Genomic DNA, 24,322 nt, shown 5'->3' on the forward strand with positions numbered 1-24,322 from the left:
GTCAGGTCGTCCGCGAAGCGCGGATGCTCACGTCCGCGCCCCGCGCACTCCTCGCGCTCGGCCGGATCTGGGGCCTGCCGGGCGTGCGGGTCAACCACCGCGAGGAGCCCGGGGACCCGGTCACGGACGCCCCGCCGGCGCTGCCGTCGTCCGGCCCGCGGGACCAGCCCCTGTCCGCCGGGCACGGTCCGATGCTGCACCGGGTCTTCACCGTCCACGTGCCCGACGCCCGGCTCGGCCCGCGTGAGCTCGTCGCGGTGCTGGTCGCGGACATCAACGCCGCGATGATCCCGGGGGCCGCCCGCTTCGACCGCGTCACCGGGTCCGCCCACGCGCTGACCGTCGGCGACGAGTACGTGGTCCGGATCCCCGGGCCCTGGGACGGGCCCGTCCGCGTGGTCGACCGCACCGACGAGACACGGCGCTCGTCGTTCCGGCTCGCCACCCTCGAGGGTCACGTGGAGGCCGGTCAGATCGAGTTCGCGGCCGAGGGTGCCGGGGACGAGGAGGGCGGGGAGCCCGCGCTCCAGTTCAGCATCACCACGTGGGCCCGCGCGGGGGACCTGCTGGCCGACCTGATGTACAACCGCCTCCGCGTCGCGAAGAACCTCCAGTTCCAGCTCTGGGTCCACTGCTGCGTGCGGGCGGCGGAGCTGGCGGGCGGCACGCCCGAGGGCGGCGTCGAGGTCGTGACCCGCTCCGTGGAGTGGACCGACGAGGTCGCGGAGGATTTCTCGGCCGCCGGGTAACGCCGGGAGCCTCGCGGACGAATCAACGGGTGGCCCCGGCGGGCCGCGGGACCCCCGACCTCGCGGTTCACCGGGGCCGTCGTCGTTCCATGATCAGCATCCGGACGACCGGCGCGCCTGCGCGGGGTGACGGCGGGGCGGACCTAGCCTCGATCGGGTGTCCTCCGGTCGAGCCCGCATCCCCGTCCCGGGTGGCGTCATCGGCGTGGTGATCGCGCTGTGCGCCGTCCTGCTGCTCAAGTGGCTGGCGATCGTCGCCCTGGTCGTGTGCGGGCTCACGCTGCTCGCCCGCTGGGCCTGGCGCCGTCACCGGGGTTCCGTCGCGGGGATCGCACCCGCCACCACGTCCGCCGATGCCGGCCTCGACCTGGTGCTGCCCGCCCCGCGCCCGCACGCCGCGGACGACTGCACCTGGTGCGGGCTGGTCGGCGGGCACCGCGACCTGCGCGGGCGGCCCGTCCGGCCGCGTCACGCGCACGCGGCCTGAGGACGCGGGCTCAGGTCACGTCGTCGAAGTCCGGACGTCCCGACGACGGCGCGGGTCGGCTCGCGCCCGGGTCCAGCGCACTGGCCGCGACCGGCGCGGACGCGCTCACGGTGCTCGCCCGCTCCGGGCCGCCGGCCACCGGGGACGGGCCCGCCTCGTCGTCGTCGAGGTCCGCCCACGGCGAGGCCTTCGCCGCCCGTCGGTCGTGGATCCGGCAGACCTGCGCGGCGATCTCGAACAGCACCGTCAGCGAGACCCCGAGGGCGAGCATCGAGAACGGGTCCTGCCCGGGCGTGACGACGGCGGCGAACACGAAGATCGCGAAGATCAGCCCGCGGCGCCAGGCCTTGATCTTCGCGTACGGGAAGATGCCGACCCGGTTGAGCATGATCATCAGCAGCGGGAGCTCGAAGCTCACGCCGAAGATGACCAGCAGCGTGATCAGCAGGCTGAAGTAGTCGTCGCCGCGCAGCGCGGTGATCTGGATGCCGCCGCCGACCGTGACCAGGAAGTACAGGGCCTTCGTCAGGACCAGGTAGGCCATCACGGCCCCGCCGACGAACAGCACGGTCCCGGTCCCGATGAAGACCCGGGCGAACTTCCGCTCGTGGGCGTGCAGGCCCGGCGTGATGAAGCCCCAGAGCTGGGAGAGCCAGACCGGGCTGGACAGCACCACCCCGGCGGCCACGCCGACCTTGATCAGCAGCGTGAGCTGCTCGAACGGCGCGAAGGCGACGAGCTGGCAGCGCGTCGGGTCGCCGAGGGTCAGGCGGGCCCCGGGCGGCAGCGCGCAGTACGGCTCGGTCAGCAACTCACCCAGCGACGGCAGCCCGAAGACGTGGAACTGGTACCAGAGGACGCCGACGATCGTCCCCAGGACGATCGCGATGACCCCGATCATCAGCCGACGACGGAGCTCGTGGATGTGCTCGAGCAGCGTCATCGTGCCGTCGGGGTTGCCCGTGCGCGGGCGCAGCCAGCGGGGGACCCGCATCCACGACGGTCGTGCCACGGCTGATCAGCCTACGGACGCCGTGTGTACCCCGGGTGACCCGGGAGCTACAAGCGCAGGTGGACCAGGAGTGCGCGGTGGTCGGACCCCGGCAGGTCGAGGACCTCGGTGGACCGCGCCCGCGGTCCGGAGCCGTCCGGGGCGGCCCGGGTGAGGACGTGGTCGATCTGGGTGCCGAGCCACCGTGGCACCCCGGAGTACCAGGTGCCGACGAGCGAGCCGCCGGTCGCGGAGCCCGCGTCCACGCAGCCCGCCGTGCCGGAGCGGAAGGTGGAGTGGTCGGGGGAGGCGTTCAGGTCGCCGACGACGAGCGCCGGGCCGGGCGCGGCGCACCAGCGCTGCAGCATCTCCAGCTCTCCTGGCCAGTGGCCGATCCACCGCGGCACCGGGGACACCAGGTGCACCGCGACCAGCCGCGTCGGGCCGAGGACGCCGCCCGTGACCTCGGCCCACGGGTAGCGGGTGTCGGCGTCGACGCGCCGGGCGGTCACGTCGCCCGCCCGCGGCGCGCTCGCGACGACGATGCCGCGGACCTCCGCGGCGGAGGCGGGGACGTTCGTCCAGGTCCGCCAGCCCGGCAGGAGCGCGGCGAGCGAGCGCCGCATCCGCTCCCCGGCCTCGGGGAGCACGACGAGGTCCGCACGGGCCGCCGTCGCCGTCGCCGCGATCGCGGCCGGGTCGGCCTTGCCCTCGAACGAGTTCAGCTCCAGCACGGCGAGGTCCGTGCCGCCCGGCGGCGGCCCCGGCTCCGGGACCGCCCGGGGGAGCACCACCGCGACCGCCACGACCGCGACCGCGAGCACCGCGGCGAGCGCCGGCCACCAGCGCGGACGCAGGGCGAGCAGCCCCACCCCGGCCACCCAGGTGACCACGGCCAGCGGCAGGCGCAGCGCCGCGAAGACCGCGAACGGGAGGACGCGGTCGAGGCCGACGAGGTCGGGCAGGAGGACGAGGACCGCGACCACGGCCGCGACGACCGCGGCGAGCACGCGTCGGGAACGGCGCGCGCGGGGGAGCGCTCGCGCCCGGTGCCACGGCGCGCTCGCCGGGCGGGAGCTCCACGCCGACCCGTCGTCGGGAGCGGGCGGCGCGGTCGCGGACATCCGATCCAGCGTAGGGAACGCGTGTCGGGTGACGGTGCGGTGCAGCGGAGGACGTGGTGAAGCGGACGTCGATCGGGTACCACTGGGTCTTACGGACGAGGGGGACACGACACGGTGGGCGATCGACGGGCTGCGGCTCAGGTGTTCCCGCTTCCGGAGGGCATCGACTGGTCCGGGGTCGTCGACAGCGACGCCGATTCGGTGGAGCTGAAGATGCTGCTCGCGCTCGACGGCGCGCCGGTCCCCACGGAGTCGGGTCGTCGCCGCGGCGCGCGGCGGGTCTACCTGCTCGACACCCCCGACCTCACGCTCTGCCGTGCGGGCGTGCACCTGCGGGTCCGCCGCCGGGGCACGCGCCGCGACGAGCTCGTGGTCCGCGTGCGCGACCGCGGCCGGCTGAACGGCCGGCGGGGCCCACGGGAGGCCCGGGTCGAGCTGGACGTGCTCCCGGGCAGCCTGCTGCGCACCACCGAGCTGCGCGGTGTGGTCGACCCGGAGACCGCGGCGGCCTGCCTGGACGCCGATGCGCCCCTGCGCCGCCTGCTCTCCGACGCCCAGCGGCGCTGGTTGTGCACGCTGCTGGGAGAGGGCGTGCCGGAGACGGTGATCGACGAGCTCGTGCTGCACGGCCCGCTCACCACGCACCGCTACCGCGTGCCGCGGGCCCGCTTCGCGGTCGGCCGGGCGTTCCTCGAGCACTGCCACTACCCGAGCGGGCGCGAGCTGCGCGAGGTCTCGGTCAAGTGCCGACCGGCGGACGCCCCGCGGGCCGCCGTCGCCCTGGCCCGCTTCCTCGCCGACCACGACATCGCGGTCGCCGACGGGCACCGCACGAAGACCGCCCTGTGGATCGAGGAGATCTGCCGCGACGTCGGCGGGGCGGCCGATACGGACCGACCGCTCGGCGATCGCCAACCGGTCACCTGAGAGGCGCTGCGGCCGGTCCGTCGGCTCCTCCGGGGCTCGATTGGGCCGGACGGACGAGGGCCCCGACCGGTGAGCGCGTGATGACCTCCCGTGGTCGCGTCGGTCTCCGGGTGCTCTCAGATTGGACACGAACGGGTCACGGCGGGCTCTAACTTCCTGCGCCGTGAAGACGACGGACGGTGCTGCGCTCCCCCCGGTGCCCGTGACCCGGCAGGGCCTCCTGCGGGTCGGCCTGCACGTGCTGCTCGCCGCGTTGCCGCTGCTCGCGATCTCGGCGCACGTGTTCGGGCTGATCACCATGAACTGGTCGGCCGCGTTGCTGGTCATCCCGCTCGCGACGACGATCATCGCGCTGTCGATGTTCGACCCGCACCCCGAGGACCGCGTCATCCTGCACGGCTTCGTCTGGGGGATCATCGCCTGCGCGCTGTACGACGTGTTCCGCCTGGACACCGTCTACATGCTCGGCTGGTGGGCCGACTTCATCCCGACCATGGGCACCTGGATCGTCGGGAACGGGGCCTCGACCTCCGCCGGGGCGTGGGTCGGGTACCTGTGGCGCTACCTCGGGGACGGCGGCGGGATCGGCGTGACGTTCTTCGTCGGCGCCGCCTTCCTCGGTCTGCACAAGCGCCCGGCCTCGGTGGTCGTCGCGGCGTCGGTCGGGTTCGCGGTCTTCCCCGTCTGGGCCGGCCTCATCGGGACGGTCTGGCTCGCCCCGCGCGGCCAGACGATGATGTTCCCGCTGACGCCGACGACGATCACGCTCTCCCTGATCGGCCACCTCATCTTCGGCCTGATCATGGGCCTGGGCTTCGTCCGGACCCGCGCCGCGCACCGGTGGTGGCCCTGGACCCCGGTCGTCGACTGGTTCTCCCCGGCCGAGGCGCGGGCCGAGCGCACCCTGCGCGTCGCGCACCCCTCGACGTCGGGAATGTCCTTCGGGCGTCCGGCGGAGCGCCCGCGCGCGGACACCGGCCCGCGTCCGGTCGTGGCCGCCGCCGAGCCGCAGCCCGCCCGGGAACGGCCGCACGTGGTGCCGCCGCCACCGCTGCCCGCCGGGCACCCCTCGGCACCGATCCCGCGGCAGCACCCATCCGGGCCGGTGCCGGTGGCGACCGGGTCCGGCTCCTCGACGGGGTCGCAGCCCACGACCGGCGCCCACCCGTCGGGCCCCGGGCCGACCACCGGGTCGCACCCACGGACCGGCTCCGGTCCGGTCCCGGTGGCCGCGGCGGCGCGGTCCGCGGCCACCGGCTCCTCGACGGGGTCGCACCCACGTACGGGCCCGACCCGCACCGACCCGACCCGCACCGACCCGTCGTCGGGAACGGGCAGTACCACCCTCGACCCGGAGACCTGGGCCCTGTGGCAGCGGCAGCTGGCCACCACGGTCAAGGGCCGCCGCACGCACCGCTGGCGCTGACGGTCACCATGAGGGCGTGACCCGCCGCCTCCTCCCCGTGCTGCTGCTCGCCGTGCTCGCCGGCTGCGGCACGGGGCTCCCGGTCAGCCCGGTGACGACGGTGCGCGCCGCGATCGTCGCGACCGCGGCGGCGGGCCCGTCCCGGGTGACGGTCGCGGGCGAGACGGCGGCGGCCGGTCAGCGGATCCCGCTGCAGGGGTCGGGGGTCCTCGACCCCGCGGGCCAGGCCGCCGACCTGGACCTGCAGGTGCCGTCCCTGGGCGACGTGCGGGTGGTGTTCTCCGGCGGCCGCCTCGACGCGCAGCTCCCGCCCGCGGCCGCGGGCCTGATCGGGATGCTCGCGGGCGGGAAGCAGTGGGTGTCGGTGGACGTCGAACGCCTCGCCCGGTCCAGCTACGGGGCGTCGCTGGGGGCGCTCGGCGTCGGGACCTCACAGAACCCGGCCCGCCAGCTCGCCTACCTCGGCGCGCTCCGCGACGACGTCCGTGAGGTCGGCCCCGAGCCCGTCGACGGGAAGCCGGCGACGCACTACGCCGGGGTCGTGGACCTCGACCGCGTCCCCGGCGCGCAGGACCCGGCGACGCGGCCCGCCCTGGACCGCCTGAAGGCCCAGCTCGGCACCTCGACCCTGCCCGTGGACCTGTGGCTGACCCCGGACGGGACGCTCGCGAAGGTCGCCCAGACGGTGACCGTCCCGCCGCAGCCGGGCGCGCCCACGGGCCCGACCTCGGCGACGACCAGCCTGACGTTCACGCAGGTCGGGGGCGCGCCCGCCGTCGTGCCGCCACCCGCGGAGGAGGTCGCCGACCTGAGCGCGCTGCTCCCCGCGGGCTGAGGGGCCCTCACGGCCGGGCGTGCACCGTCACCAGCACGCCGCGGTGATCGGTGCCCGGCACCTCGACCACGTCGAACCCGTCCACCCCGACGCCGCCCGAGACGAGCACGTGGTCCAGCTGCGCGCCGAGCCACCGGGGCAGCGCCTGGGGCCAGGTGGCGAGCAGACCCTTGCCGGCGGCGTCCCCCGCGTCGGTGCACCCCGCGGTCCCGGCGCGGAAGGCGCGGAGGTCGGCGGTGCCGTTGAGGTCCCCGACGACGACGGCGGGTCCGGCGCCGGGCGCGCACCACCGGGCGAGCGAGGCGAGCTCGACCGGCCACACGTCGATCAGGCCGGGGACCGGCGAGGCGAGGTGCGCCCCGACGAGGCGGGTCGACCCGAGCGCGCCGCCGGTGACCTCGAGCCACGGGAAGCGGGCCGGCACCGGACGGACGACGACGTCGCCGAGCGACGGGCGGGCGAGGACGGTCGTCCCCTGCGCGTCGGCCTCGCTCGGCGGCACCGACGACCACGACCGGTAGCCCAGCTCGCCGATCGCGGCGGTCAGCCGCGTGCGGAACGGCTCGCCGGCCTCGGGCAGCACGACGACGTCGGGCCGGCGCTCGCGCAGCACCGCGGCCAGGGCCGGGACGTCCGCGCTGCCGCGGTCGACGTTCTGGACCATGACGATGATGTCCGGTCCCGGGTCGGGCGCGGGCCCGTCCGGGATCAGGCGCGGCACGAGGGCCGCGGTGGAGACGCCCGCGATCAGCAGGACCGGCACGATCGTCGGCCACCACCGGGCCCGGACCGCGAGCGCGAGCAGCCCCAGGACGACGACCGCGAGCGTCGCGGGGGTCCGGACCAGCACGAACCCGACGAAGGGCAGGCTCTGGTCGAGCCCGAGGGAGTCCGGGACCAGCAGGAGGCCGACGGCGATCACGACGACGAGGCCGGCCGCGAGCCGGGAGGCCCGCGGGAGGCGCCGCCGCCGCACGGCGACGGGCCCGGTGGCGGGGTCGGCGGGGTCGCCGGAGCCGTCGAGGTCGGACCGGGTCACGCGCGGCCCACGGTCAGCGTCGCCGCCCCGGAGTTCCCGCCCTGCCCGAGCCAGGAGTCGTTCGCGAACGCGTAGAGGTACCCGGGCCGCGGCACCTCGAGCACCTCGTCCCCGACGGCGGCGCTGGTCCCGCGGGTGATCGCGCCGTCCGGGTCCAGGCGTGCGTTCGCGACGGCGGCGATCATCGCCATCCGGCGCGCGTCGCCGTCGCGGGGCGCGCCGGGGATCTCCGCGACCCGGCTGGTGGTGCGCCGCACGAGGCGACGGACGCCGTCCAGGGCCGCGCCGAGGGCGTAGTCCGGCCACGCGCGCGCCGGCCAGTGCCGGAACCCGCTCGGCGCGGTGGCCGCCCCATGGTCGGTCCAGCGCCCGGACGCCGTCAGGACGTACCGGCCCGCCTCGAGGTAGAGGCCGGTCTCGGCCCAGGCCTCGTCGGCGGGCACCGGCGTGCTGGTCGCCGTGTCCGCGACGACGCGGCCGGGTCGGTAGTCGCCGCCCGCGCGGCGGATGACCGCGGAGGGGTGCACGTCGGGGGCGCCCTCGACGACGTGCGGCACGGAGCGCGGCTGCGGGGAGAGCACGGCCCACGGTCCGGTCGGCTCCGTCTCCAGCGGACCGAACGGGTCGCCGTCGGCCGTCACCGGGCGGTCCCACGAGAGACCGACCGCGCCCGTGGCCTCGTCGGCCATCCAGCGCAGGGTGATGTCGGACAGGGCGCGCGGACGGTCGTGGGAGCCGCCGACGTCGCCGTGGGTCCCCACGAACCAGAGCTGGCGGAACGAGTCGTGCGCCTCCGGCGCCGGCGTCACCCAGACCGCGGGCACGAACGGGCCGCGCCGCTCGTCCAGCGCGAGGGCCTGCCGGGCGTGCCGGACGTCCGGGGCGAGGGTGAGGTCGTGGAAGCCCTGCACCCCGCGGCCGACCAGGGAGGAGAGCAGGCCGAAGGTGCGGGGCACACCCAGGGCGCCGACGGTGTCGAAGACCCCGAGGAAGGCGATCGGCGCGGTGTCGTCGGGACCGAAGCCGGGGGCGTAGGAGAGGTCGTCCAGGCGCTCCCCGCGCTGGTACCCGTCGAGGAAGAGCCGCCGCACGACGCGGTTGCGCTCGCGGCGCGAGGTGCCCGGGGCGAAGGCCACCAGCCCGGTCGCGGCGAGCATGCCGGCGAGGCTGCGGACGGTGAAGGCGCCGCGGGAGAAGCCCAGCAGCACGATGCGGTCGCCCGGGCGCCAGGTGTCGGCGAGCCAGGAGTACGCCTCCCGGACCCGCGCGTTGAGGCCGAGACCTAGGGCGCCGCCGAGCAGCCGGGAGATCGGGTCGCCCGTGGCCCCGACCCCCGGGAAGTACCGCACGACCTGCTCCGCGTCGTCGGTCAGGGCCTCGGCGAGCAGGGAGACGTTGGTGCGGTCCGACGGCGAGTCCCAGGTGCCGTCGCAGCAGACCACGAGACGTCGCGCGGTGTCGGCCATCGACGCGGGAGGTTAGCGGAGGTGTGCCGTGGACCTCGCCGCGCGGCTCACCAGGTCAGTGGCTCACGAGGTCAGTGGCTCACCAGGTCAGCGGGGAGCGGCGCGGCAGGTCCTCGGCGGACCGCTGCTCGGGGATGGCGGCCGTGGCGGCGCGGACCTGGGCCTCGCGGACCCGGGCGCGGCGGACGGCGGCCTGGTGCCGGGCCTCGGCGTCGGAGTAGTCGATGCGGGCCTCGCCGCGGATCGCGGCGATCTGCTGCTCGTCCAGCGTGCCCTTGCGGCGCATGGTGACCATGGGCACGGCGAGCCACGCACCCAGCGCGGCGACGGCGGCAGCGGCTCCGGTCGCGGGCTTCGACATGGTGAGTACCCCCAAGAACTCTTCGGCGCGCCCCGCGGTCACGGAGCGCTCACCGTGGATGTCGTGCCACTCCGGGTAGCCGTTAGTCCACTTGGAGTAATGTCACCCGAGCGAGTGATGAGGCTCGGGCCGGCGCGCCGGGTCCGCGAGGTCGACGTGGCGCAGGTCTCCGGGGCCGTCCGGCCTGCGTGGTGGCGCACTCGCGCGGGAGGGCCCGCACACCCGCCGTCGGGAAGGAACGGCCGGTCCGTAGGGTGCGGCCATGGACGACGGGGTCGCCGACGAGCTCGCCGCCCGGGCGGTACCCGTCGACGCCGTCGGGCTCGACGCCTGGCGCCCGGCGTTGCGCGACGTGCAGGTCCTCGGCGTGGGGGCCGCCGCCCACGGTGCCCGTGAGCTGCTCGAACTGGGGCGGCGGGTCCTCGAGTGGGCCGTCGACGAGCTCGGGGTCCGGGTCGTGGTGATCGGGGCGAGCGAGGGCGGGGCGACAGGGCTGGACGCCGCCGCGCGCGGGGTCGGGGTGCCGGGCGAGGCGGTCGCATCGCTCGGCGGGTGGGAGTACGACACCCGCGAGGTGGTCGACCTCGTCTCCTGGCTGCGGGACCGCAACGAGATGGTGGACCCGGACGACCGGGTGCGGGTGGTCGGCGCGGACCCGGTGCGGCCCGCGCGTTCGGTGAAGGTGCTCGGCGCCTACCTCCGCGCGGTGGCCCCGGACCTCCTGCCGGCGGCGCGGGACGCGCTCGCGGAGCTGCTCGACCGTGAACCCGACGAGCGCCCCCTCAAGGCCCACGAGCGCGACGCCGTGGTGGGGCTGCACCAGGAGATGGTGGGCGCCCGGGCCCGGCTGGTCGCGGAGAGCTCGCCCGACCGCTACGCCGAGGCGCTCGACCACGCGTGGATCCTGGCGCGGGCCGCCGAGGTCGCCGCCGCGCCCCGCGGACGGCCGTTCCCGACGGCGGAGGAGGCCGAGCAGCTCTCGGACACCAGCGCCCCGGTGCTGCGGGCGCGGCTCGCGGCCGAGGCGGTGGCCCGCGCGGCCGACGGGGCGACGGGCCGGCCGGCCGCCGTGTTCTGGGGCCACGACGACCTCGTGCGGGTCGGCGACCCGACGACCGCGGGCCGGCACCTGCGCAGCCGGCTCGGCGCCGGGTACTACGCGGTGGGCGGGTTGTTCGTCGAGGGGAGCGCGTCCGCGGTCCGCCGGCGTCTGCTGCGCCCGATCCGCGTCCGGCCCTCCACCCACAAGCTCCCGGCGCTGGCGGGGACCGCCGAGGCGCAGGTACAGGACGCCGTGGGCGCGACCGACAGCCGCCTCGTGGACCTGCGGGGCGCGTCCGGGGAGCTCGCCGACTGGGCCGCGACCCCGACCACGACGCGCCGGATCGGCAGCGTCGTCGACTCGGGTCAGCTGCGGGAACGGATCCCCGTCGTACCGGCGCGGGAGTACGACGCCCTCGCCCTCGTCCCGCGCGTGCATCCCGCCTGGATCCGCTGAACTCCACGACACCCGCCCGTCACCGAAGCGGGCTACGGTCCTCCCGGCACTCGACGAGCGGGAGGCTCCGTTGTCCGAACGCAATTCCGACATCGCCTATCCCGGACCCGGGTCGCGCCCGTTCCGCCGGGACCTCGACCCGATCGCGCCGCACGTCATCGTGCTGTTCGGGTGCACGGGCGACCTGGCGAAGCGCAAGCTGCTGCCGGGTCTGGCGTACCTGTCGGAGTCCGAGCTCGCACCCGACATCCGCATCGTCGGGACCGCGATGGAGGACCTCGGCACGGACGACTTCCGTGCCCTCACCCACGACGCGGTGCAGAACTTCGGGATGCACCGCCTCGCCGAGTCCGAGTGGCAGGACTTCGCGGAGAAGCTGACCTACGTCCCGCAGGGCGAGGGCCCCGAGGCGCTCGCGTCGGCGGTGAAGGAGGCCGCGGCGGCCCTCGGCGACGGCGTGCGGATGCTGCACTACCTCTCCGTCCCGCCGAAGGCGGCGCAGGCCGTCATCGCGATGCTCCGCGACGCCGACCTCGTCGGCGGGGCGCGCGTCGTCATGGAGAAGCCCTTCGGCTACGACCTGCCCTCGGCGGTCCAGCTCAACGACTTCGTGCACCAGGTCTTCGACGAGTCCCAGGTGTTCCGCATCGACCACTTCCTGGGCAAGGAGGCGGCCCAGAACGTCCTCGCGTTCCGGTTCGCCAACGGCCTGTTCGAGCCGATCTGGAACCGCAACTTCATCGACCACGTGCAGATCGACGTCCCGGAGTCGCTCGGGCTCGACCAGCGCGCGAGCTTCTACGAGGCGACCGGCGCGTTCAAGGACATGGTGGTCACCCACCTCATGCAGGTGATGGCCTTCGTGGCGATGGAGCCGCCGACCGCCCTCGAGCCGCGCGCGATCAGCGAGGAGAAGAACAAGGTCTTCCGGTCGCTGCTGCCGATCCACCCGTCGGACGTCGTCCGCGGCCAGTACGGCGGCTACCGCGACGAGCCCGGCGTGGCCCGGGACTCCGACACGGAGACCTTCATCGCCCTGCGCGTGGGCCTGGACAACTGGCGCTGGGCGGGCGTGCCGTTCTACCTGCGCACGGGCAAGAAGCTCGCAGAGGGGCAGCGGATCATCTCGATCGCGTTCAAGGAGGCGCCGCGCACGATGTTCCCGCAGGGCTCGGGCGTCGGCACCCAGGGCCCGGACCACCTGACGTTCGACCTGGCCGACTCGTCGCGCGTGTCGCTGTCCTTCTACGGCAAGCGGCCCGGACCGGGCATGCGCCTGCAGAAGCTGTCGATGCAGTTCTCGACCCAGGAGACCGGCGAGGCGGGCGACGTCCTGGAGGCCTACGAGCGGCTGATCCTCGACGCGATGCGGGGGGACCACACCCTGTTCACGACGGCCGAGGGCATCGAGTCGCTCTGGGACCGCTCGCAGCCGCTGCTCACCGACCCGCCGCCGGTCAAGCCCTACCCCACGGGGTCCTGGGGCCCGAACGCGATCCACCAGCTCATCGCCCCGAACGCGTGGCGGCTGCCGTTCGAGCGGGCCTGGCGGGAGAAGCAGACCTGACGCCGACCGGGCCGGGGCACCGCCCCGGCCCGGTCCGCTCAGCCGGACGGTTCCGCGGCGGCGTCGGCCGTGCCCTGGTCCTCCGGCTCGAGGTCGATGTCGAAGGCGGGGTCGGCGTCGTCGTCGGCGCCGGCGTGGGCAGGGGGATCCGCGGGGTCGGTCGTCGCGTCCTCGGGGGTGCGGTCCTCTGGATCGATCACACCGGACGGGTTCCCCCGGAACGACCGGAGCACGCGCCCGAGCGGCTCACAGCACCCCGACGGCCTCCGGGCGCCTCCGGTGCACGGGGAGGGGCGCGGACGGGGCACGGCGCGCGTCCGGCAGGGCCGGGGCGGCCGGGATCGGGCGGGTGAGCGGGTCACGGCGCGCCACCGCGTTGTCGATGACGAGCCGGTGCCCCGCCTCGCTGCGCTGCGCTGGCGTGCCCTCGACCGGCGTCGTCGCGCCGACCTGCTCCGCCCGTCGCTGGGCGCGTTCCACCCGGGCCAGCCGCAGTCGCGCCTCGCTGCGTTCCCGCTCGAGGTGGGAACGCTGGTGACGACCACTGGTACGGGACATCGGCGATCACGTCCTGGGCTCGGGGAGGCGGGTCTCCCTCTCCATCGCCCGCCACCCGTCCGAGCTGGTTCCGCCGATCCGGTCACGTCCGGTGCCGCGCGCCGCTCACCCGGGGCGACCCGGTCGGGTCGCGGTGCGCGGAGGGGTGATGGTGGCGGTGATCAGGCGTGGCGGGCGGGGGCGTCGAACCCGCCGTCGGGCCGGTCGTCGAGACGCGGCAGCGGGATCGGCCCGGTCTCGTCCTTCCACGACGCCAGCGTGCGCTGGTCGGTGGTGCCGTGGACGGCGGCACTGACCAGCGGCGCGGTGAGCCAGGCGGCGACGGACGAGCCGGCGGCGAGCAGGGCGTTGCTGGCGAAGGACATCGGGGACTCCTCGGAGGGCGGCAGCGGGGAGCGGGGGTCGGCGTCGGCCCCGAGCGGTGCGGGATCAAGATAGGGCTTCCGACCTCCGCAGCACTAGGCCGACCGGGTGAGAGTCCGGGTGGTTGCGGCCAACTGCATCACGATCAGGTCACGGCGTCCTCGGTCGTGTCACGTAGACCGGTCGTCCGGGTACGTCCGTCCGGGGGAAGCGGGTCGCGATCTCGTAACGACACCGTCTCGGCGGACGACGACCTCGTCACACGCAGTGGCGGCACCGAGGCCGCACACCGCACCCGGGTCGAGGGGGCCAGATCATGATCGTGGGGATCACCGCCGTCGTCGTCATCACGCTCGTCGTGATCGCGGTCGTGCTGCGCGCCGGGCCGACGTCCGCGCCCGTCGCCCCGCGGCTCTCGCCCGGCTACGCGCCCACCCTCCTCGCCCGGGCCGGTTTCCCGGCGACCGCGCACAACGTGGCCGTGCTGCACGACCACCTCGGTGCGGCGTTCCTCGACGCCGCCCGCGACGCCCTCCCCGGCGAGGCCTTCACCGCGCTGCGGGCGCGCTGCGCCGGCGCGCGGGGCGGCGTCCCGGTGGTCGGCGGTTCGTCGCGCTCCTGGCCGCAGCGGGTCCTCGACGAGACGGCGGCCGGCGGTGCGGACGTCACGGCCCTGCCGCGGTACGCGCAGGACGCGCTGCTCGCGACGGCCGGCACCGGCCACGGACTGTTCGGCGGGTCGGTCTTCGCCCCGCTCCCCGCCCTGCCCACCGATCTCTTCCCGACGACGGGTGCGGTCCCGTCGCCCCGTCCGGCGACCACGCCGGTCGTGACGCCCGCCTGACGCTCAGCCCGGGCTGCTCGGGGTGCGCGGCGGGACCGTCGGGCGCTCGGCGGGGCCCGCGGAACCGCCGGAGCCACCGGTCCCGCCGTCCCGGGGGAGGGGCGGCCCGTCGGAACCGGCGCGCTGCTCGGGCAGCGGGTCGGGGACGAAGCCGGCCGGGGGCTCGTCGTCGGTGTCCTCGCTCTTCTCGGCGTCCTCGGAACCGTCGCCGGCGTCCAGCTCCGCCAGCGCCCGGGCCGCGGTCAGTCCCGCCGGCTCGTCGGGGTCGACCAGCTCGCCGACCCGCTCGTAGCCCGCCCGGGCCTCCGCGAGCCGGCCGCTGTGGCGGTCGAGGTGGGCGAGGTCGAGCGTGGCCTCGGCCTGCCGACCGACGTCGGCGGCCGTCCGCGCGGCGGCGACGGCGGCCCGCAGGCACCCGCGCTGGGCGTCGAAGCGGCCCGCGTCGCGTTCCAGGCCCGCGAGCAGCAGGGCCGCGTCCGAGGCGTCGCGGGGCGGACCGTCGCGGACGACGAGCTCGAGGTGGCCGCGCCGGTCGGCCGGGTCGGCGTCCCGGTCGAGCCCGAGCCAGAACGCGGCCCGGGCCCGGAGCTCGCGGCGGGACCCGTCGTCGGGCGTGGCGGCGAGGACCGCCGCGAACCACCGCCGACCCTCGGCGGCGCGTCCGGCCTGCAGGGAGGCGATCCCGAGGCGGTAGGTCTCGGTGGGTTCGAGGGCCCGGGGGGCGTCGGGCGCCGTGGGCGGGCGCAGGAGGGCGGCGGCGAGGTCGTCGAACCCGCGGGTCACGGCGAGCACGCCGACGGTGCGCCGGTCCGCCCGGTCCGCGGCGGTGCCGAGCAGGTCGCCCACCACCTCGCGGAGCCGGTCCGGCGGCTCCCAGCCCTCGCGGCCCAGCCGGTCGGCGGCGGCGGTCAACAACGGGTCGGGGACGTGGTGCACGCCCTCGGGCAGGCGCAGACGCCGCAACGGCGGGGCCGGCCGCCCCTTCCCGCCCGGCGCGACGAGCTCCTCCACCGCCCGGGTCAGGTCCTCCACGCCCGGCGTGGTGGTCGTGTCGGGCATCGCGCGGGCGTAGGCGAGCGCGAGGCGGGCGAGCAGCGGTGTGGGGAGGGCGTGCGGCACCCCGAGGCGGCTCCAGTCCACGGCGGCGCGCAGGACGGCGGCGCGGGCCGGAGCGGGGACCCGGCGCCCGGGCAGCCCGAAGCGGGGAGTGGTGCCACCGCGGCCGAGGAGCAGCCCGCGCGCCGCGGACAGGTCGACCGCGGGGCCCCCGGGGAGCCCGTCGGACAGGCGCAGCAGGGTCACGCCGGCACCCGGCTGCACCGGTGTGACGTCCGGGTGGAGCAGGGCCTCGTCGACGGTCGCGAGGATGCGCACCCCGGCCGGTGGGCGGGCGACGAGCAGGGCGGCCAGCAGCGCCGGGCCGACACCGTCGAGCCAGATCACCGACCCGTCGTCGGGATGGTCGGCCAGGGCGTCGAGCAGGCCGGGATCCGCGGGCCCGGACAGCGGCGCGGACCCCGCGAGCGAGGCCGGGTCGGGCCGGACGACGCGGTGGTCGCCGAGGAGCAGGCGGGCGGCGCGGGCGAGGGCGAGGGTCGCGCCGGACAGGCGCGGGGCGGCCACGACGACCACCGGCACGTCGCCGCCGACGGCGGTCTCGATCCGGTGGTCGGCCTCGCGTCCGGCCGGTGGAGCGGGCAGCGGCCGGTGGACGCCGAGGGCCACGAGGTCGACCTCGCGCAGGCGCGGGAGGGGCTCGGTGGCGGCCGGGTCGTGCAGGGCGCGTCGGCGGCTCGTCGTGGTCATCGCCTCGACACCCCCGCCCGTCGGTCTCGACACCCACACGGGTCGTCGACGCCGGTGTTCTACCCGGCGCCGTGGCGATGAGGAAGCGTCAAGGCCGCGTGGCCGCGCGAGTTCCGCCGGACGGTCGACATGGCCAGGGTCACAGCAGGGGTCACGTCCGGCCGGGTCAGCGCGTGCGCGGCCCGCCCGGGGAGCACCGCTGTGCGGGCACCATCGAGGCGACGAGGTGGCGGACGCGGGCGGCGGCCTCGAGCCGCTGCTCACCCGCGGACTCCCGGCCGACCTGGGCGGGGAGCCGGTACGAGGCGTGGTCACCAACCATGCCCTGCTCGTCGTCGGCGAGGTCCGGAACGTTTCGCGGTGGCCCGCACCTCACCCGTCCGCGCCGCGTGTCGTGCTCAGGCGGCGCGGGCGGGCAGGTGCAGGCGCACGATGCGTACGGCCACGTCGTCGAGACCCTCCGCGGTGAGCGAGGACCGCAGCGCGTCGGCGGCGACGGCCGCCTCCGGCCCGCCGTACGGGCCGTGCGCGTCCACCTCCGAGGTCTGCGGGTCGACCATGAGCACGACGTAGCCGTCGCACTCGTCCAGTGCGGCCAGGGCCTCGATCCAGTCGTGCTCGCCGTCGGGCCCGTCCCCGGGACCGACCGGGTCGCGGTGGTCGAGGTCGGTGAGGGGGTGGCTGGCGAACCGGTCTCCCATGACGTCCAGCTCCTTTCAAGCTACGGCCAGTGATCGTCTGGGCGACCCTCCGTGTCTCCGGAGAGTGGATTCCCTGGCCTCGTCACTAGCAGTGACCCGATTCGGCAGGGTTCCTGACAGCGCACGACGCTTCTTCACTCGATCGTGGCAACGGGCCCGGACGTTCCAGGTGCGGTGGTGATCATCGCTACGCTGCGCGCCGTGTCTCCCTCTCCCGGCCCGCACGACCGGGTGGTCCGGCGGGGACCGCTGGGTCGCGAGACGGCCGAGCCCCACGGGACCGGGGTCTCCGTCGTCATGCCCGACCGCCGGGTCGGCCCGCTGATCGCCCTGGTCCGGCGGCTGACGCTCGCGATCGGTGCCCTCGCGGCCGCGGCGATGATCGTCTACCTGCAGCGCGACGGGTACGTCGACAACAACACCGACGGCCCGATCGGCCTGATCGACGCCTTCTACTACGCGACGGTGTCGCTCTCCACGACCGGCTACGGCGACATCGCCCCGATCACCGACAGCGCGCGGCTCTGGACGATCCTCGCCATCACACCGCTGCGCGTGCTGTTCCTCATCGTCCTGGTGGGCACCACGGTCGAACTGCTGACCGAGCGCTCCCGCCAGGCGTTCCGCATCCGTCGTTGGAGGTCCCGCGTGCGTGACCATGTGGTCGTCGTCGGCTTCGGCACCAAGGGCAAGGCGGCGGTCGACACGCTGCTCGGCGACGAGGCGGAGGCCGAGCGCATCGTCGTCGTCGACACCGACCGCAGCCGGCTGGACGCGGCGTCGGCGATGGGCCTGGTGACGGTGCGCGGCGACGCGACCCAGTCCTCGGTCCTGCGCACCGCGGGCCTCCCGCACGCCTCCGCCCTCGTCGTGGCCACCAACCGCGACGACACCGCCGTCCTGGTCACCCTCACCGCGCGCGAGCTGGCGCCGCGGATCACGATCACCGCCGCGGTCCGGGAGACCGAGAACGTGCACCTGCTGCGCCAGTCCGGGGCCGACTCGGTGGTGGTCTCGGCCGAGACGGCGGGCCGGCTGCTCGGCACCGCGACCTCGAGCCCGAACGTGGTGGCGGTCGTCGAGGACCTCCTCACCCCGGACGCCGGCATGAGCCTCTCGGAGCGGGACGTCGAGGCGTCCGAGCTCGGCGGGTCACCCCGCCACCTGCGCGACATCGTGCTCGGCGTGGTGCGCGGCGGGGAGATCCACCAGATCGACTCGCCGGAGGTGGACGCCCTCGAGCGCGGCGACCGCCTCCTGTTCGTGAAGCGGGTCAGTGCGGCGAAGCCGCCGAAGAACCCCTGAGCCGGCACTCCGGGCAGTCCGCCTGCTCGGCGCGCAGGCCCGGCACCACCTGCTCGACCGGCGCCCCGCACCGCGCCCGCAGCCCCGTCGGGTCGCCGGCCTCGCCGAAGGGCACCTCGACGACGTGGCGGCGCCCGTCGTCCTTCCCGACCGCCACGAACATTCCTTCCCGACGCCGGGTCGGCTCGTCGCGCCGGCCCGGTGCGGTGGGGTCGGGGATGTCGTCGGGCGGGTCGCCGGGCAGCGGCGCCCGGGGTCGGCGCGACGGCATCGGGTCCATGCCCGAGGTGGGGCGGGACGGGTCCGGGATGGTCATGGCGCCCTCCTTCGTCCTCGCCGCCCACTGTCCCCGCGGCCGGGGGCGGGCGCCACGTGGCCTCAGCGCCGGCGGGGGAGCGGCACCTCGGCGTCGGTCGCCCCGGGAACGGGCTCCGACCCGCCGTCGGGAACGCGCCGCGTCTGCTCCGGCAGCGAGCGCAGCCCGTCGAGGACCCGGGCCAGCACGGCGGTGTCGGGCGTCTCGGGCAGCTCGGGGGCGCTCATACCGGACGACCGTAGGAGCCCCGCGCCGCCGGACGAATCCGCCGAGCGGGTAGCGGTCGACGGTGCGCGACGAACGACCACCAGCGAGTGACGACCACGGAACGTTCGAGTCACACTGGGCCGAACGGGCTACGCCACGTAACATCGGCCGCCGGGGGCGCGACAGCGTTCACACGACCCGGTGATGCGCCGGGCCGCGTCGGGGGATCAGAACGTGAGGACTGGCATGAGCGTCGACCACCTGCTCCGCACCGAGGACCCGGAGCCGCCGGCCGCCCGCCGTCGACGGGGTCTGCGGGCCCTGGTCTACCTCCTGGTGGGGGTCCTCATCCTGGTCCTGCTGGCCGCGGCCGGCATCTTCCTCGTGACGAACAAGCTCGGTGACCAGGTCGGCCGCTACCCGTCGGTGTTCGCGGGTCTCGACCAGAACCAGCGTCCCGCGGGCAAGCTCGGCCAGACCTTCCTGCTCGTCGGCACCGACTCCCGCTCGCCCGAGGCGACCACCGGATCCGACGCGACGGCCCCCGACTTCGTCTTCGGGGCCCAGCGCAGCGACGTCATCATGCTGGCCACGATCGCCGACGACGGGAAGAGCGCGAGCGTCGTCTCCATCCCGCGCGACTCCTGGGTCGACATCCCCGGCCGCGGCATGAACAAGATCAACGCCGCGTACTCGTTCGGCGGGCCGACGCTGCTGATCAACACCGTCGAGCAGCTCACCCGCGTGCGCGTCGACCACTTCGCCGTCATCGACTTCGCGGGCTTCCAGCAGATGACCGACGCCGCGGGTGGCATCGACGTCAACGTCGGGCAGCAGACCGAGCGCGGCGGCGTCGTCGTCCCCGCCGGGCCGCAGCACCTGAACGGCGAGCAGGCCCTGGTCTACGTCCGGGAGCGCAAGTCCCTCGCCGAGGGCGACTTCGACCGCGTGCGGCGCCAGCAGAACGCCCTGCGCGCCCTGGTGTCGCAGGCGCTCTCCGCCGGCACGCTCTCCAGCCCGACCACGGCGTACGGCCTCGTGGACACGGTGACCCAGCACGTCGGCGTGGACGACTCGCTGTCCAACACCGGCCTCGCCGAGCTGGTGTTCAACCTGCGCGACCTCCGCGCGTCGAACATCGAGTTCCTGACGGTGCCCACCACCGGCACCGGCATGGAGGGTGCGGCGTCCGTCGTCTACCTGGACCGTCAGGCCGGCGACGACCTGTGGTTCGCGGTGAACAACGACCAGGTCACCCAGTGGGCCGCGGCGCGCCCGAGCGAGCGGCTCTCCGACACCCCACGATGACGGGATGGGGCCGGGACCCGTCTGGGACACGCTGATCGTCGGCGGGGGTTCGGCCGGCTGCGCGCTGGCCGGCCGCCTGTCCGAGGACCCCGGTCGCCGGGTCCTGCTGCTCGAGGCCGGACCCGCCTATCCCGACGCCGGGTCGTACCCCACGGAGGTCCGCGACGTCGGGTCCCTCGCGAGCGCGTCCGAGGGGCACGCCCTGAACTGGGCGTTCGCCACCGAGCTCGCCGCGGGACGCCGGGCGTCGACCACGCGCGGCCGGTTGCTCGGCGGGTCGTCGGCGATCAACGGGGCGAACCACCTGCGGGCCACCCCCGCCGACGTCGAGGGCTGGTACGGCTGGTCCTGGGAGGACGCCCGGGACGCCTACGTGCGCGGCGAGGACGACCACGACTTCGACGGTCCGGAGCACGGTCACGCCGGCCCGGTCCCGGTGGAGCGCCCGGCGGGCGAGCTCCTGGCCGGCCTGACGCAGCGGGTCGTGCGCGGCGCCGCGGGGCTCGGGGTGCCGGTGGAGCGGGACAAGAACGCGGGCGGGCCGCCCGGCGTCGGCCTGGTCCCGGCGAACGCGGTCCGCGGGGTGCGGGTGAACGCGGCGATGGCCTACGTCCTGCCGCACCTCGACCGCCCGAACCTGACGGTGCGCGGCGACACCCCGGTCGCCCGCGTCCTGCTGGACGGGACGCGGGCGGCGGGCGTCGTGACGTGCGCGGGGGAGCGCATCGAGGCCGGCGAGGTGGTGCTGAGTGCCGGGGCGGTCAAGTCGCCGCAGCTCCTGGCGCTCTCCGGGGTCGGCCCGGCCGACGAGCTCCGCGCGGCGGGGGTCGCGGTCGTCGCGGACCGGCCCGGCGTGGGGCACGGCTGGAGCGACCACCCGTCGGTCTTCCTCGGCTTCGGCTACGACGAGTCGCTCCACCCCGAGGCGGTCTCGACGCAGGCGGTGGTGCACCTCGACGCCGGGACGCTCGACCCGTCGTTGCCACCCGATCCGGCCGGTGACCTCGAGGTGCTGCTTTTCGCCCGGCCCTTCTCGCCCGGCGGGCCCCGGCACCTCATGTGCGCGGTGCAGCGACCGGACAGTCGGGGCTCCTCGGTGCTCGTCGACGACGACCCGTCGACCTGCCCCCGGATCTCCCACCACTACCTCGCGTCGGCACTCGACCGGGCCCGGATGCGGGCGGTCGTCCGGTTCGCCGGCGAGCTGCTCTCCAGCACCGGGATCACGATTCCGGCCGTCGCCGGGATGTCGGACCCCGAGCTGGACGCCTGGGTGGCGGGGTCGCTCACGACGTCCTCGCACCTGTGCGGCAGCGCCGCGACCGGCGCCCCCGACGACCCGTCCGCCGTCGTCGACCCGCAGTTCCGGGTGTACGGCGTCCAGGGGCTCCGGGTGGTCGACACCTCCGTGCTCCCGGTCGTGCCCCGTCGTGGGCCGGCCGCGACCGCGCTGATGCTCGGGGAGGTCGCGGCCCGGCTGATGAGCGCCGCCGGGGTGGACGCCCGGTGACGCTCCGGTCACGTCACGGTTGCGACACGATGGTGTGATTCACGGCGCCGATCCGGCGTGCCGGGCGGACACTCCTCGATGGCCGTGCTGCGGGGAGCGCGCCGCGGGGTCCGACGGGTGAGAGGCAGGCCTGGCGATGGGGCTGTGGGGACGCAAGAGCGAGCAGGTGCTCCGCCTGACGCGCAGGGAGCGCAAGGAGCTGCGCGCCCGGGCTCGTGAGGACGCCGAGCTGCTCGCCCGCATCCAGCGGGCCCAGCGCCGGCTCGCCCAGGCCACGGGTCCGCTGCCGGTGATCGAGCCGCGCGAGCCCGTCGATCAGCCCGCCCGCCGCTCGGAGATCGTCGAGCACTGACCCGCCTCGTCCGAGGACCGGCCGGGGCTGCGACGCTGAGGGTGTGCGCCGGGTCGGGGTCCTGCTCGTCGGCCTCCTGACGGTGCTCACGGCGGCCTGCTCCGCCGGCCCCGCCCCCGCTCCGCCACCGTCCTTCGACCCGCCGACCGCCTTCGGTCCCCCGTCGGGGACGCTGCTGCGCGGCACCTCCGGCTCCCTCACCGGGAGCTACGGTGCCCGCCCCGAGCTGCCCGTCGCCCTCGACGGCACCACGGTCTGGTTCACCGACTCCGGGGGGCTCTCCCGGGCCGACTCCACCGGCGTGGCCGCCGCAGTGCCGGTGCCCCCGGGCCGGTGGGTGAGCGGGGCCCCGCGGCCGGTCCCGGGCGCCGGTCTGGTCCTGGCCGGCTCGTCGAGCGTCGTGCCCGGCTCCGGGACCACGCCGCCCGGCCTCGCCGTCGAACTGCTGGCCGTGGCCCGGAGTCGGGCGGGCGAGCCCGACCCGACGGTCGCCTGGACCGCCGCCGCCCCGGTGCCGTGGACGGAGAACCCGCGGTCGGTGCGGACGGCGGTGGTCGGGGTCGCGGCGGTGGGGGACGGCCGTCGGGTCGCGGTCCTGACCGCATCCACCAGCACCCGCCGCAGCACGGTCGCGGTCGACCTCGACGCGCGTCGCGTGCTCTGGGTCGCCGACGGTGTGCTCGCCGGCGCGGTCCTCGACGGGCGGGACCCGGACGGGGCGCCGGTGGCGGGCGCGACCCTGGCCGGCGGACCGGTCGTCGTCGGCGCCGCGGTGCCGCCCGGTGGTGGCGGGGGGTACTCGCCGTCGGAGACGGTCGGGCTCGACGTGGTCACCGGGGCCCGACGCTGGGCGGCCGACGGCGGGTCCACGGCCCTGTCCGTGCACCGCGCGGGCCCGGCGACCGTCACGGTCGCGGGACGCCGGCCGACGTCGGCGAAGGCGTTCCTGACGGTGTACGACGCCGGCGGCGGGAGCCGGAACGCCGTCGACCTCGGGACGGCGACGGCCCCGCCGGAGTGCGCGTGGGACGAGGCGGCGACCACCGTGTGCTCGGGCTCGAACCGGGCGTTCGGGCTGGACGCGCCGACCGGCGCGCTGCTGTGGTCGTTGCCGGCCGGCGGACGGGTCGCGCCCGCGGTCACGACGGCCTGGCACGGGGCGGTCTACGGCACCACGGTGAACGGTCCGGTCGTGGTGGACGCCCGCACGGGGCGGGACCGGAACGCGGCCCCGGGAGCCGCACCCGTCGTCGTGAACGCCTATCTCGGGGTGGGCGCCGGACCCGGACTCCTCTCGGGCGTGGTGGTGACCCCCGCCACCGGGTAGCCGCGGCGATGGCCGACTACGAGCACACCGCCCACCTCGAGACCGATCCCGACACCACCTTCGCCTACCTCGCCGACGTGTCCCACCTGCCCGAGTACTTCTCCGGCCTCGAGTCGGCGCGCTCCACTGGCGGCGAGTCGGTGCACGTCGTCGCCGTCGTGGAGGGCGAGCGCTACGAGGGCGAGGCATGGATGCACGGCGACCCGGACTCGCGGGCGCTGCGCTGGGGCGCCGACCGGCCCAGCGGCTACCACGGCGAGCTGTTCGTGCGCTCGGTCGGCGACGAGGCGTCCTCGGTCACGGTCACCCTGCACACCGAGAAGGCCGACGGCCCCGGGATCGAGGCGGGCCTCGCGGACACGCTGGCGCAGCTGAAGAAGATCCTGGACGGCCGGACCACCGACCGCACCGACGGATGATCGAGTTCGTGACCGATCCACATGAGCAGCGTCACTCTGGCACACTGGGGTGATCCTGCTCACGTCAAGGGTCCGGTGATCATGCGCAACCCCCTCGCCGTCCTCGCGCCACGTCGCTTCGGGGCGGTCGCGGGCGACTCCTCGCCGCGCGTCCCCGCGCCCCGGCGGGTCCCCGCACCCGACGTCCTGGAGGGCGTCGAGTTCCTCCACCACGGGTGCACGGGGGACGGCGAGGACGACGCGCCGGAGGTGTCGGTGCGCGGGATCGACCCGCGCAACGACCGCGGGCCGGGCGCGGCGTCGGTGCACCTCGCGGCGCGCACCGACGGCCCGTGCCCGGACACGGTGGAGGAACTGCTCGCGGTGGCCGGTCCGGGCGACTTCCGGCTGCGCCGCCTCACCTTCGACGTCCGGACCCTGGACGAGGTCCTGGAGACGCGGGGCGGACGCGCGCTGCTCGAGCAGTTGGTGGCCTCCCCCGCCGACCGGGTGACCAACGCCGTCTTCCGGGCGGCCGTCGGCGACGACCCCGAGGGCGACCTGGACTGCGACGTCCGCCTCGTCGGCGAGGGCGACTCCGTCGCCGGACGCTGCCGCATCGACCTCGGGCGGGCGCGCCTGACCCTGACGCCCGTGCTGACCGGGTCCGAGCGGCTCGCCCGCCGGCTCGCGGAGGCGCGGGCCCGGCCCCGGGACCGGGCCGTCCGCCGCTGCCTGGAGCACGCCCTGGCCTGCGAGCTCACGTCCGTCCCGCTGGCCGACCTGGTCGGGGTCCACCCCGACGCGCCGGCCTGTGCGGTGCCGCTGAGCCGCTGAGCCGGCCCGGGTCCCGCCCG

Annotated in this window: 28 protein-coding genes; 15 read left to right on the forward strand and 13 right to left on the reverse strand. The window is 75.9% G+C overall.

Features of this window, described 5'->3' with window-relative positions:
• Positions 1-23: 23 nt before the first annotated feature.
• Together QRT03_RS07070 and QRT03_RS07075 are read left to right on the forward strand one after the other, a co-directional pair.
• Entirely contained in the window at positions 24-749 is a 726-nt protein-coding gene (locus QRT03_RS07070; protein WP_286051803.1) for a DUF1990 family protein, read from the forward strand.
• Positions 750-906: 157 nt separating this feature from the next.
• The gene (locus tag QRT03_RS07075) at positions 907-1,236 is read left to right on the forward strand and encodes a hypothetical protein (protein WP_286051804.1); all 330 of its coding nucleotides are present in this window, start codon (positions 907-909) and stop codon (positions 1,234-1,236) included.
• Positions 1,237-1,246: 10 nt separating this feature from the next.
• On the opposite strand, the gene tatC is transcribed toward QRT03_RS07075, so the two are convergent.
• On the reverse strand, positions 1,247-2,230 hold the full coding sequence (gene tatC, locus QRT03_RS07080; RefSeq protein WP_425604800.1) for a twin-arginine translocase subunit TatC: 984 nt from the start codon (positions 2,228-2,230) through the stop codon (positions 1,247-1,249).
• 65 nt (positions 2,231-2,295) lie between these two features.
• Positions 2,296-3,351 (reverse strand): endonuclease/exonuclease/phosphatase family protein, encoded by a 1,056-nt coding sequence (locus tag QRT03_RS07085; protein ID WP_286051807.1) that lies wholly within the window; start codon positions 3,349-3,351, stop codon positions 2,296-2,298.
• Positions 3,352-3,492: 141 nt separating this feature from the next.
• Between QRT03_RS07085 and QRT03_RS07090 the strand changes: the two genes are divergently transcribed.
• The 3 genes from QRT03_RS07090 (at position 3,493) to QRT03_RS07100 (ending at position 6,539) form a co-directional block, all read left to right on the forward strand.
• Positions 3,493-4,278 carry a hypothetical protein gene (locus tag QRT03_RS07090; protein WP_286051809.1) on the forward strand — a complete coding sequence of 262 codons (786 nt, stop codon included), beginning with the start codon at positions 3,493-3,495 and terminating at the stop codon, positions 4,276-4,278.
• A gap of 163 nt (positions 4,279-4,441) precedes the next feature.
• Positions 4,442-5,704, forward strand: coding sequence for a hypothetical protein (locus QRT03_RS07095; RefSeq protein ID WP_286051810.1), 1,263 nt, complete (start codon positions 4,442-4,444; stop codon positions 5,702-5,704).
• Between the two features lie 16 nt (positions 5,705-5,720).
• Positions 5,721-6,539, forward strand: coding sequence for an SCO4651 family lipoprotein (locus tag QRT03_RS07100; protein WP_286051811.1), 819 nt, complete (start codon positions 5,721-5,723; stop codon positions 6,537-6,539).
• Positions 6,540-6,546: 7 nt separating this feature from the next.
• Here the strand turns inward: QRT03_RS07100 and QRT03_RS07105 are convergent, their stop codons facing one another.
• The 3 genes from QRT03_RS07105 to QRT03_RS07115 form a co-directional block, all read right to left on the reverse strand.
• Complete coding sequence (locus QRT03_RS07105) at positions 6,547-7,578, reverse strand: endonuclease/exonuclease/phosphatase family protein (protein WP_286051812.1); 1,032 nt, start codon at positions 7,576-7,578, stop codon at positions 6,547-6,549.
• On the reverse strand, positions 7,575-9,044 hold the full coding sequence (locus QRT03_RS07110; protein ID WP_286051813.1) for a DUF2235 domain-containing protein: 1,470 nt from the start codon (positions 9,042-9,044) through the stop codon (positions 7,575-7,577). The genes QRT03_RS07105 and QRT03_RS07110 overlap by 4 nt, the downstream gene beginning before the upstream one ends.
• A 79-nt stretch (positions 9,045-9,123) precedes the next feature.
• A complete protein-coding gene (locus tag QRT03_RS07115) occupies positions 9,124-9,405 on the reverse strand; it encodes a hypothetical protein (RefSeq protein ID WP_286051814.1) in 282 nt (93 codons plus the stop codon).
• A 262-nt stretch (positions 9,406-9,667) separates the two neighbouring features.
• Here QRT03_RS07115 and QRT03_RS07120 point away from each other — a divergent pair, with 262 nt between their 5' ends.
• Both QRT03_RS07120 and zwf read left to right on the forward strand, forming a co-directional pair.
• Positions 9,668-10,903, forward strand: a complete 1,236-nt coding sequence (locus QRT03_RS07120; protein WP_286051815.1) for an erythromycin esterase family protein — start codon at positions 9,668-9,670, stop codon at positions 10,901-10,903.
• Between the two features lie 70 nt (positions 10,904-10,973).
• On the forward strand, positions 10,974-12,470 hold the full coding sequence (gene zwf / locus QRT03_RS07125; protein WP_286051816.1) for a glucose-6-phosphate dehydrogenase: 1,497 nt from the start codon (positions 10,974-10,976) through the stop codon (positions 12,468-12,470).
• 38 nt (positions 12,471-12,508) lie between these two features.
• Here zwf and QRT03_RS07130 read toward each other — a convergent pair whose 3' ends face one another.
• From QRT03_RS07130 to QRT03_RS07140, 3 genes are all read right to left on the reverse strand, one after another.
• On the reverse strand, positions 12,509-12,670 hold the full coding sequence (locus QRT03_RS07130; protein WP_286051817.1) for a hypothetical protein: 162 nt from the start codon (positions 12,668-12,670) through the stop codon (positions 12,509-12,511).
• A 46-nt stretch (positions 12,671-12,716) separates the two neighbouring features.
• The gene (locus QRT03_RS07135) at positions 12,717-13,028 is read right to left on the reverse strand and encodes a hypothetical protein (protein WP_286051818.1); all 312 of its coding nucleotides are present in this window, start codon (positions 13,026-13,028) and stop codon (positions 12,717-12,719) included.
• Positions 13,029-13,189: 161 nt separating this feature from the next.
• On the reverse strand, positions 13,190-13,393 hold the full coding sequence (locus tag QRT03_RS07140) for a hypothetical protein (RefSeq protein WP_286051819.1): 204 nt from the start codon (positions 13,391-13,393) through the stop codon (positions 13,190-13,192).
• 314 nt (positions 13,394-13,707) lie between these two features.
• Between QRT03_RS07140 and QRT03_RS07145 the strand changes: the two genes are divergently transcribed.
• Positions 13,708-14,235, forward strand: coding sequence for a hypothetical protein (locus tag QRT03_RS07145; protein ID WP_286051820.1), 528 nt, complete (start codon positions 13,708-13,710; stop codon positions 14,233-14,235).
• A 3-nt stretch (positions 14,236-14,238) separates the two neighbouring features.
• On the opposite strand, the gene QRT03_RS07150 is transcribed toward QRT03_RS07145, so the two are convergent.
• The 3 genes from QRT03_RS07150 to QRT03_RS07160 all read right to left on the reverse strand — a co-directional run bounded on the left by QRT03_RS07150 (position 14,239) and on the right by QRT03_RS07160 (position 16,742).
• Positions 14,239-16,041 (reverse strand): hypothetical protein, encoded by a 1,803-nt coding sequence (locus QRT03_RS07150; protein WP_286051822.1) that lies wholly within the window; start codon positions 16,039-16,041, stop codon positions 14,239-14,241.
• Between the two features lie 166 nt (positions 16,042-16,207).
• Positions 16,208-16,363 carry a hypothetical protein gene (locus QRT03_RS07155; protein ID WP_286051823.1) on the reverse strand — a complete coding sequence of 52 codons (156 nt, stop codon included), beginning with the start codon at positions 16,361-16,363 and terminating at the stop codon, positions 16,208-16,210.
• A gap of 76 nt (positions 16,364-16,439) precedes the next feature.
• Positions 16,440-16,742, reverse strand: a complete 303-nt coding sequence (locus QRT03_RS07160) for a hypothetical protein (protein WP_286051824.1) — start codon at positions 16,740-16,742, stop codon at positions 16,440-16,442.
• Between the two features lie 201 nt (positions 16,743-16,943).
• Between QRT03_RS07160 and QRT03_RS07165 the strand changes: the two genes are divergently transcribed.
• Entirely contained in the window at positions 16,944-18,047 is a 1,104-nt protein-coding gene (locus tag QRT03_RS07165; protein WP_425604788.1) for a potassium channel family protein, read from the forward strand.
• Here the strand turns inward: QRT03_RS07165 and QRT03_RS07170 are convergent.
• Positions 18,016-18,363, reverse strand: a complete 348-nt coding sequence (locus QRT03_RS07170) for a hypothetical protein (RefSeq protein WP_286051825.1) — start codon at positions 18,361-18,363, stop codon at positions 18,016-18,018. The genes QRT03_RS07165 and QRT03_RS07170 overlap by 32 nt on opposite strands.
• Positions 18,364-18,425: 62 nt before the next feature.
• Positions 18,426-18,590 (reverse strand): hypothetical protein, encoded by a 165-nt coding sequence (locus tag QRT03_RS07175; RefSeq protein WP_286051827.1) that lies wholly within the window; start codon positions 18,588-18,590, stop codon positions 18,426-18,428.
• A 226-nt stretch (positions 18,591-18,816) separates the two neighbouring features.
• Between QRT03_RS07175 and QRT03_RS07180 the strand changes: the two genes are divergently transcribed.
• From QRT03_RS07180 to QRT03_RS07205, 6 genes are all read left to right on the forward strand, one after another.
• Positions 18,817-19,878 carry an LCP family protein gene (locus QRT03_RS07180; RefSeq protein WP_286051828.1) on the forward strand — a complete coding sequence of 354 codons (1,062 nt, stop codon included), beginning with the start codon at positions 18,817-18,819 and terminating at the stop codon, positions 19,876-19,878.
• A 4-nt stretch (positions 19,879-19,882) separates the two neighbouring features.
• Positions 19,883-21,388: a mycofactocin dehydrogenase MftG gene (mftG, locus tag QRT03_RS07185; protein ID WP_286051829.1), complete on the forward strand. Its 1,506-nt coding sequence runs from the start codon at positions 19,883-19,885 to the stop codon at positions 21,386-21,388.
• Between the two features lie 136 nt (positions 21,389-21,524).
• Positions 21,525-21,740 (forward strand): hypothetical protein, encoded by a 216-nt coding sequence (locus QRT03_RS07190; RefSeq protein ID WP_286051830.1) that lies wholly within the window; start codon positions 21,525-21,527, stop codon positions 21,738-21,740.
• Positions 21,741-21,783: 43 nt separating this feature from the next.
• Positions 21,784-23,067, forward strand: a complete 1,284-nt coding sequence (locus QRT03_RS07195; protein ID WP_286051832.1) for a hypothetical protein — start codon at positions 21,784-21,786, stop codon at positions 23,065-23,067.
• A gap of 8 nt (positions 23,068-23,075) precedes the next feature.
• The gene (locus tag QRT03_RS07200; protein ID WP_286051833.1) at positions 23,076-23,486 is read left to right on the forward strand and encodes an SRPBCC family protein; all 411 of its coding nucleotides are present in this window, start codon (positions 23,076-23,078) and stop codon (positions 23,484-23,486) included.
• 81 nt (positions 23,487-23,567) lie between these two features.
• The gene (locus tag QRT03_RS07205; RefSeq protein ID WP_286051834.1) at positions 23,568-24,302 is read left to right on the forward strand and encodes a hypothetical protein; all 735 of its coding nucleotides are present in this window, start codon (positions 23,568-23,570) and stop codon (positions 24,300-24,302) included.
• The last annotated feature ends 20 nt before the right edge of the window (positions 24,303-24,322 follow it).

Origin of the sequence: Actinomycetospora termitidis, assembly GCF_030286555.1 — a bacterium.
Classification (GTDB): domain Bacteria; phylum Actinomycetota; class Actinomycetes; order Mycobacteriales; family Pseudonocardiaceae; genus Actinomycetospora; species Actinomycetospora termitidis.

Excerpts from the sequence above, each read along its gene's own strand:
- QRT03_RS07190 (WP_286051830.1), top strand. The coding sequence starts at position 21,525 with ATGGGGCTGTGGGGACGCAAGAGCGAGCAGGTGCTCCGCCTGACGCGC.
- QRT03_RS07120 (WP_286051815.1), top strand. The coding sequence starts at position 9,668 with ATGGACGACGGGGTCGCCGACGAGCTCGCCGCCCGGGCGGTACCCGTC.
- QRT03_RS07140 (WP_286051819.1), bottom strand. The coding sequence starts at position 13,393 with ATGTCCTTCGCCAGCAACGCCCTGCTCGCCGCCGGCTCGTCCGTCGCC.
- QRT03_RS07160 (WP_286051824.1), bottom strand. The coding sequence starts at position 16,742 with ATGGGAGACCGGTTCGCCAGCCACCCCCTCACCGACCTCGACCACCGC.
- QRT03_RS07205 (WP_286051834.1), top strand. The coding sequence starts at position 23,568 with ATGCGCAACCCCCTCGCCGTCCTCGCGCCACGTCGCTTCGGGGCGGTC.
- mftG (WP_286051829.1), top strand. The coding sequence starts at position 19,883 with ATGGGGCCGGGACCCGTCTGGGACACGCTGATCGTCGGCGGGGGTTCG.
- QRT03_RS07070 (WP_286051803.1), top strand. The coding sequence starts at position 24 with ATGCTCACGTCCGCGCCCCGCGCACTCCTCGCGCTCGGCCGGATCTGG.
- QRT03_RS07150 (WP_286051822.1), bottom strand. The coding sequence starts at position 16,041 with ATGACCACGACGAGCCGCCGACGCGCCCTGCACGACCCGGCCGCCACC.
- QRT03_RS07155 (WP_286051823.1), bottom strand. The coding sequence starts at position 16,363 with ATGGTTGGTGACCACGCCTCGTACCGGCTCCCCGCCCAGGTCGGCCGG.
- tatC (WP_425604800.1), bottom strand. The coding sequence starts at position 2,230 with ATGCGGGTCCCCCGCTGGCTGCGCCCGCGCACGGGCAACCCCGACGGC.
- QRT03_RS07180 (WP_286051828.1), top strand. The coding sequence starts at position 18,817 with ATGAGCGTCGACCACCTGCTCCGCACCGAGGACCCGGAGCCGCCGGCC.
- QRT03_RS07145 (WP_286051820.1), top strand. The coding sequence starts at position 13,708 with ATGATCGTGGGGATCACCGCCGTCGTCGTCATCACGCTCGTCGTGATC.
- QRT03_RS07110 (WP_286051813.1), bottom strand. The coding sequence starts at position 9,044 with ATGGCCGACACCGCGCGACGTCTCGTGGTCTGCTGCGACGGCACCTGG.
- QRT03_RS07200 (WP_286051833.1), top strand. The coding sequence starts at position 23,076 with ATGGCCGACTACGAGCACACCGCCCACCTCGAGACCGATCCCGACACC.
- QRT03_RS07115 (WP_286051814.1), bottom strand. The coding sequence starts at position 9,405 with ATGTCGAAGCCCGCGACCGGAGCCGCTGCCGCCGTCGCCGCGCTGGGT.
- QRT03_RS07170 (WP_286051825.1), bottom strand. The coding sequence starts at position 18,363 with ATGACCATCCCGGACCCGTCCCGCCCCACCTCGGGCATGGACCCGATG.
- QRT03_RS07085 (WP_286051807.1), bottom strand. The coding sequence starts at position 3,351 with ATGTCCGCGACCGCGCCGCCCGCTCCCGACGACGGGTCGGCGTGGAGC.
- QRT03_RS07175 (WP_286051827.1), bottom strand. The coding sequence starts at position 18,590 with ATGAGCGCCCCCGAGCTGCCCGAGACGCCCGACACCGCCGTGCTGGCC.
- QRT03_RS07135 (WP_286051818.1), bottom strand. The coding sequence starts at position 13,028 with ATGTCCCGTACCAGTGGTCGTCACCAGCGTTCCCACCTCGAGCGGGAA.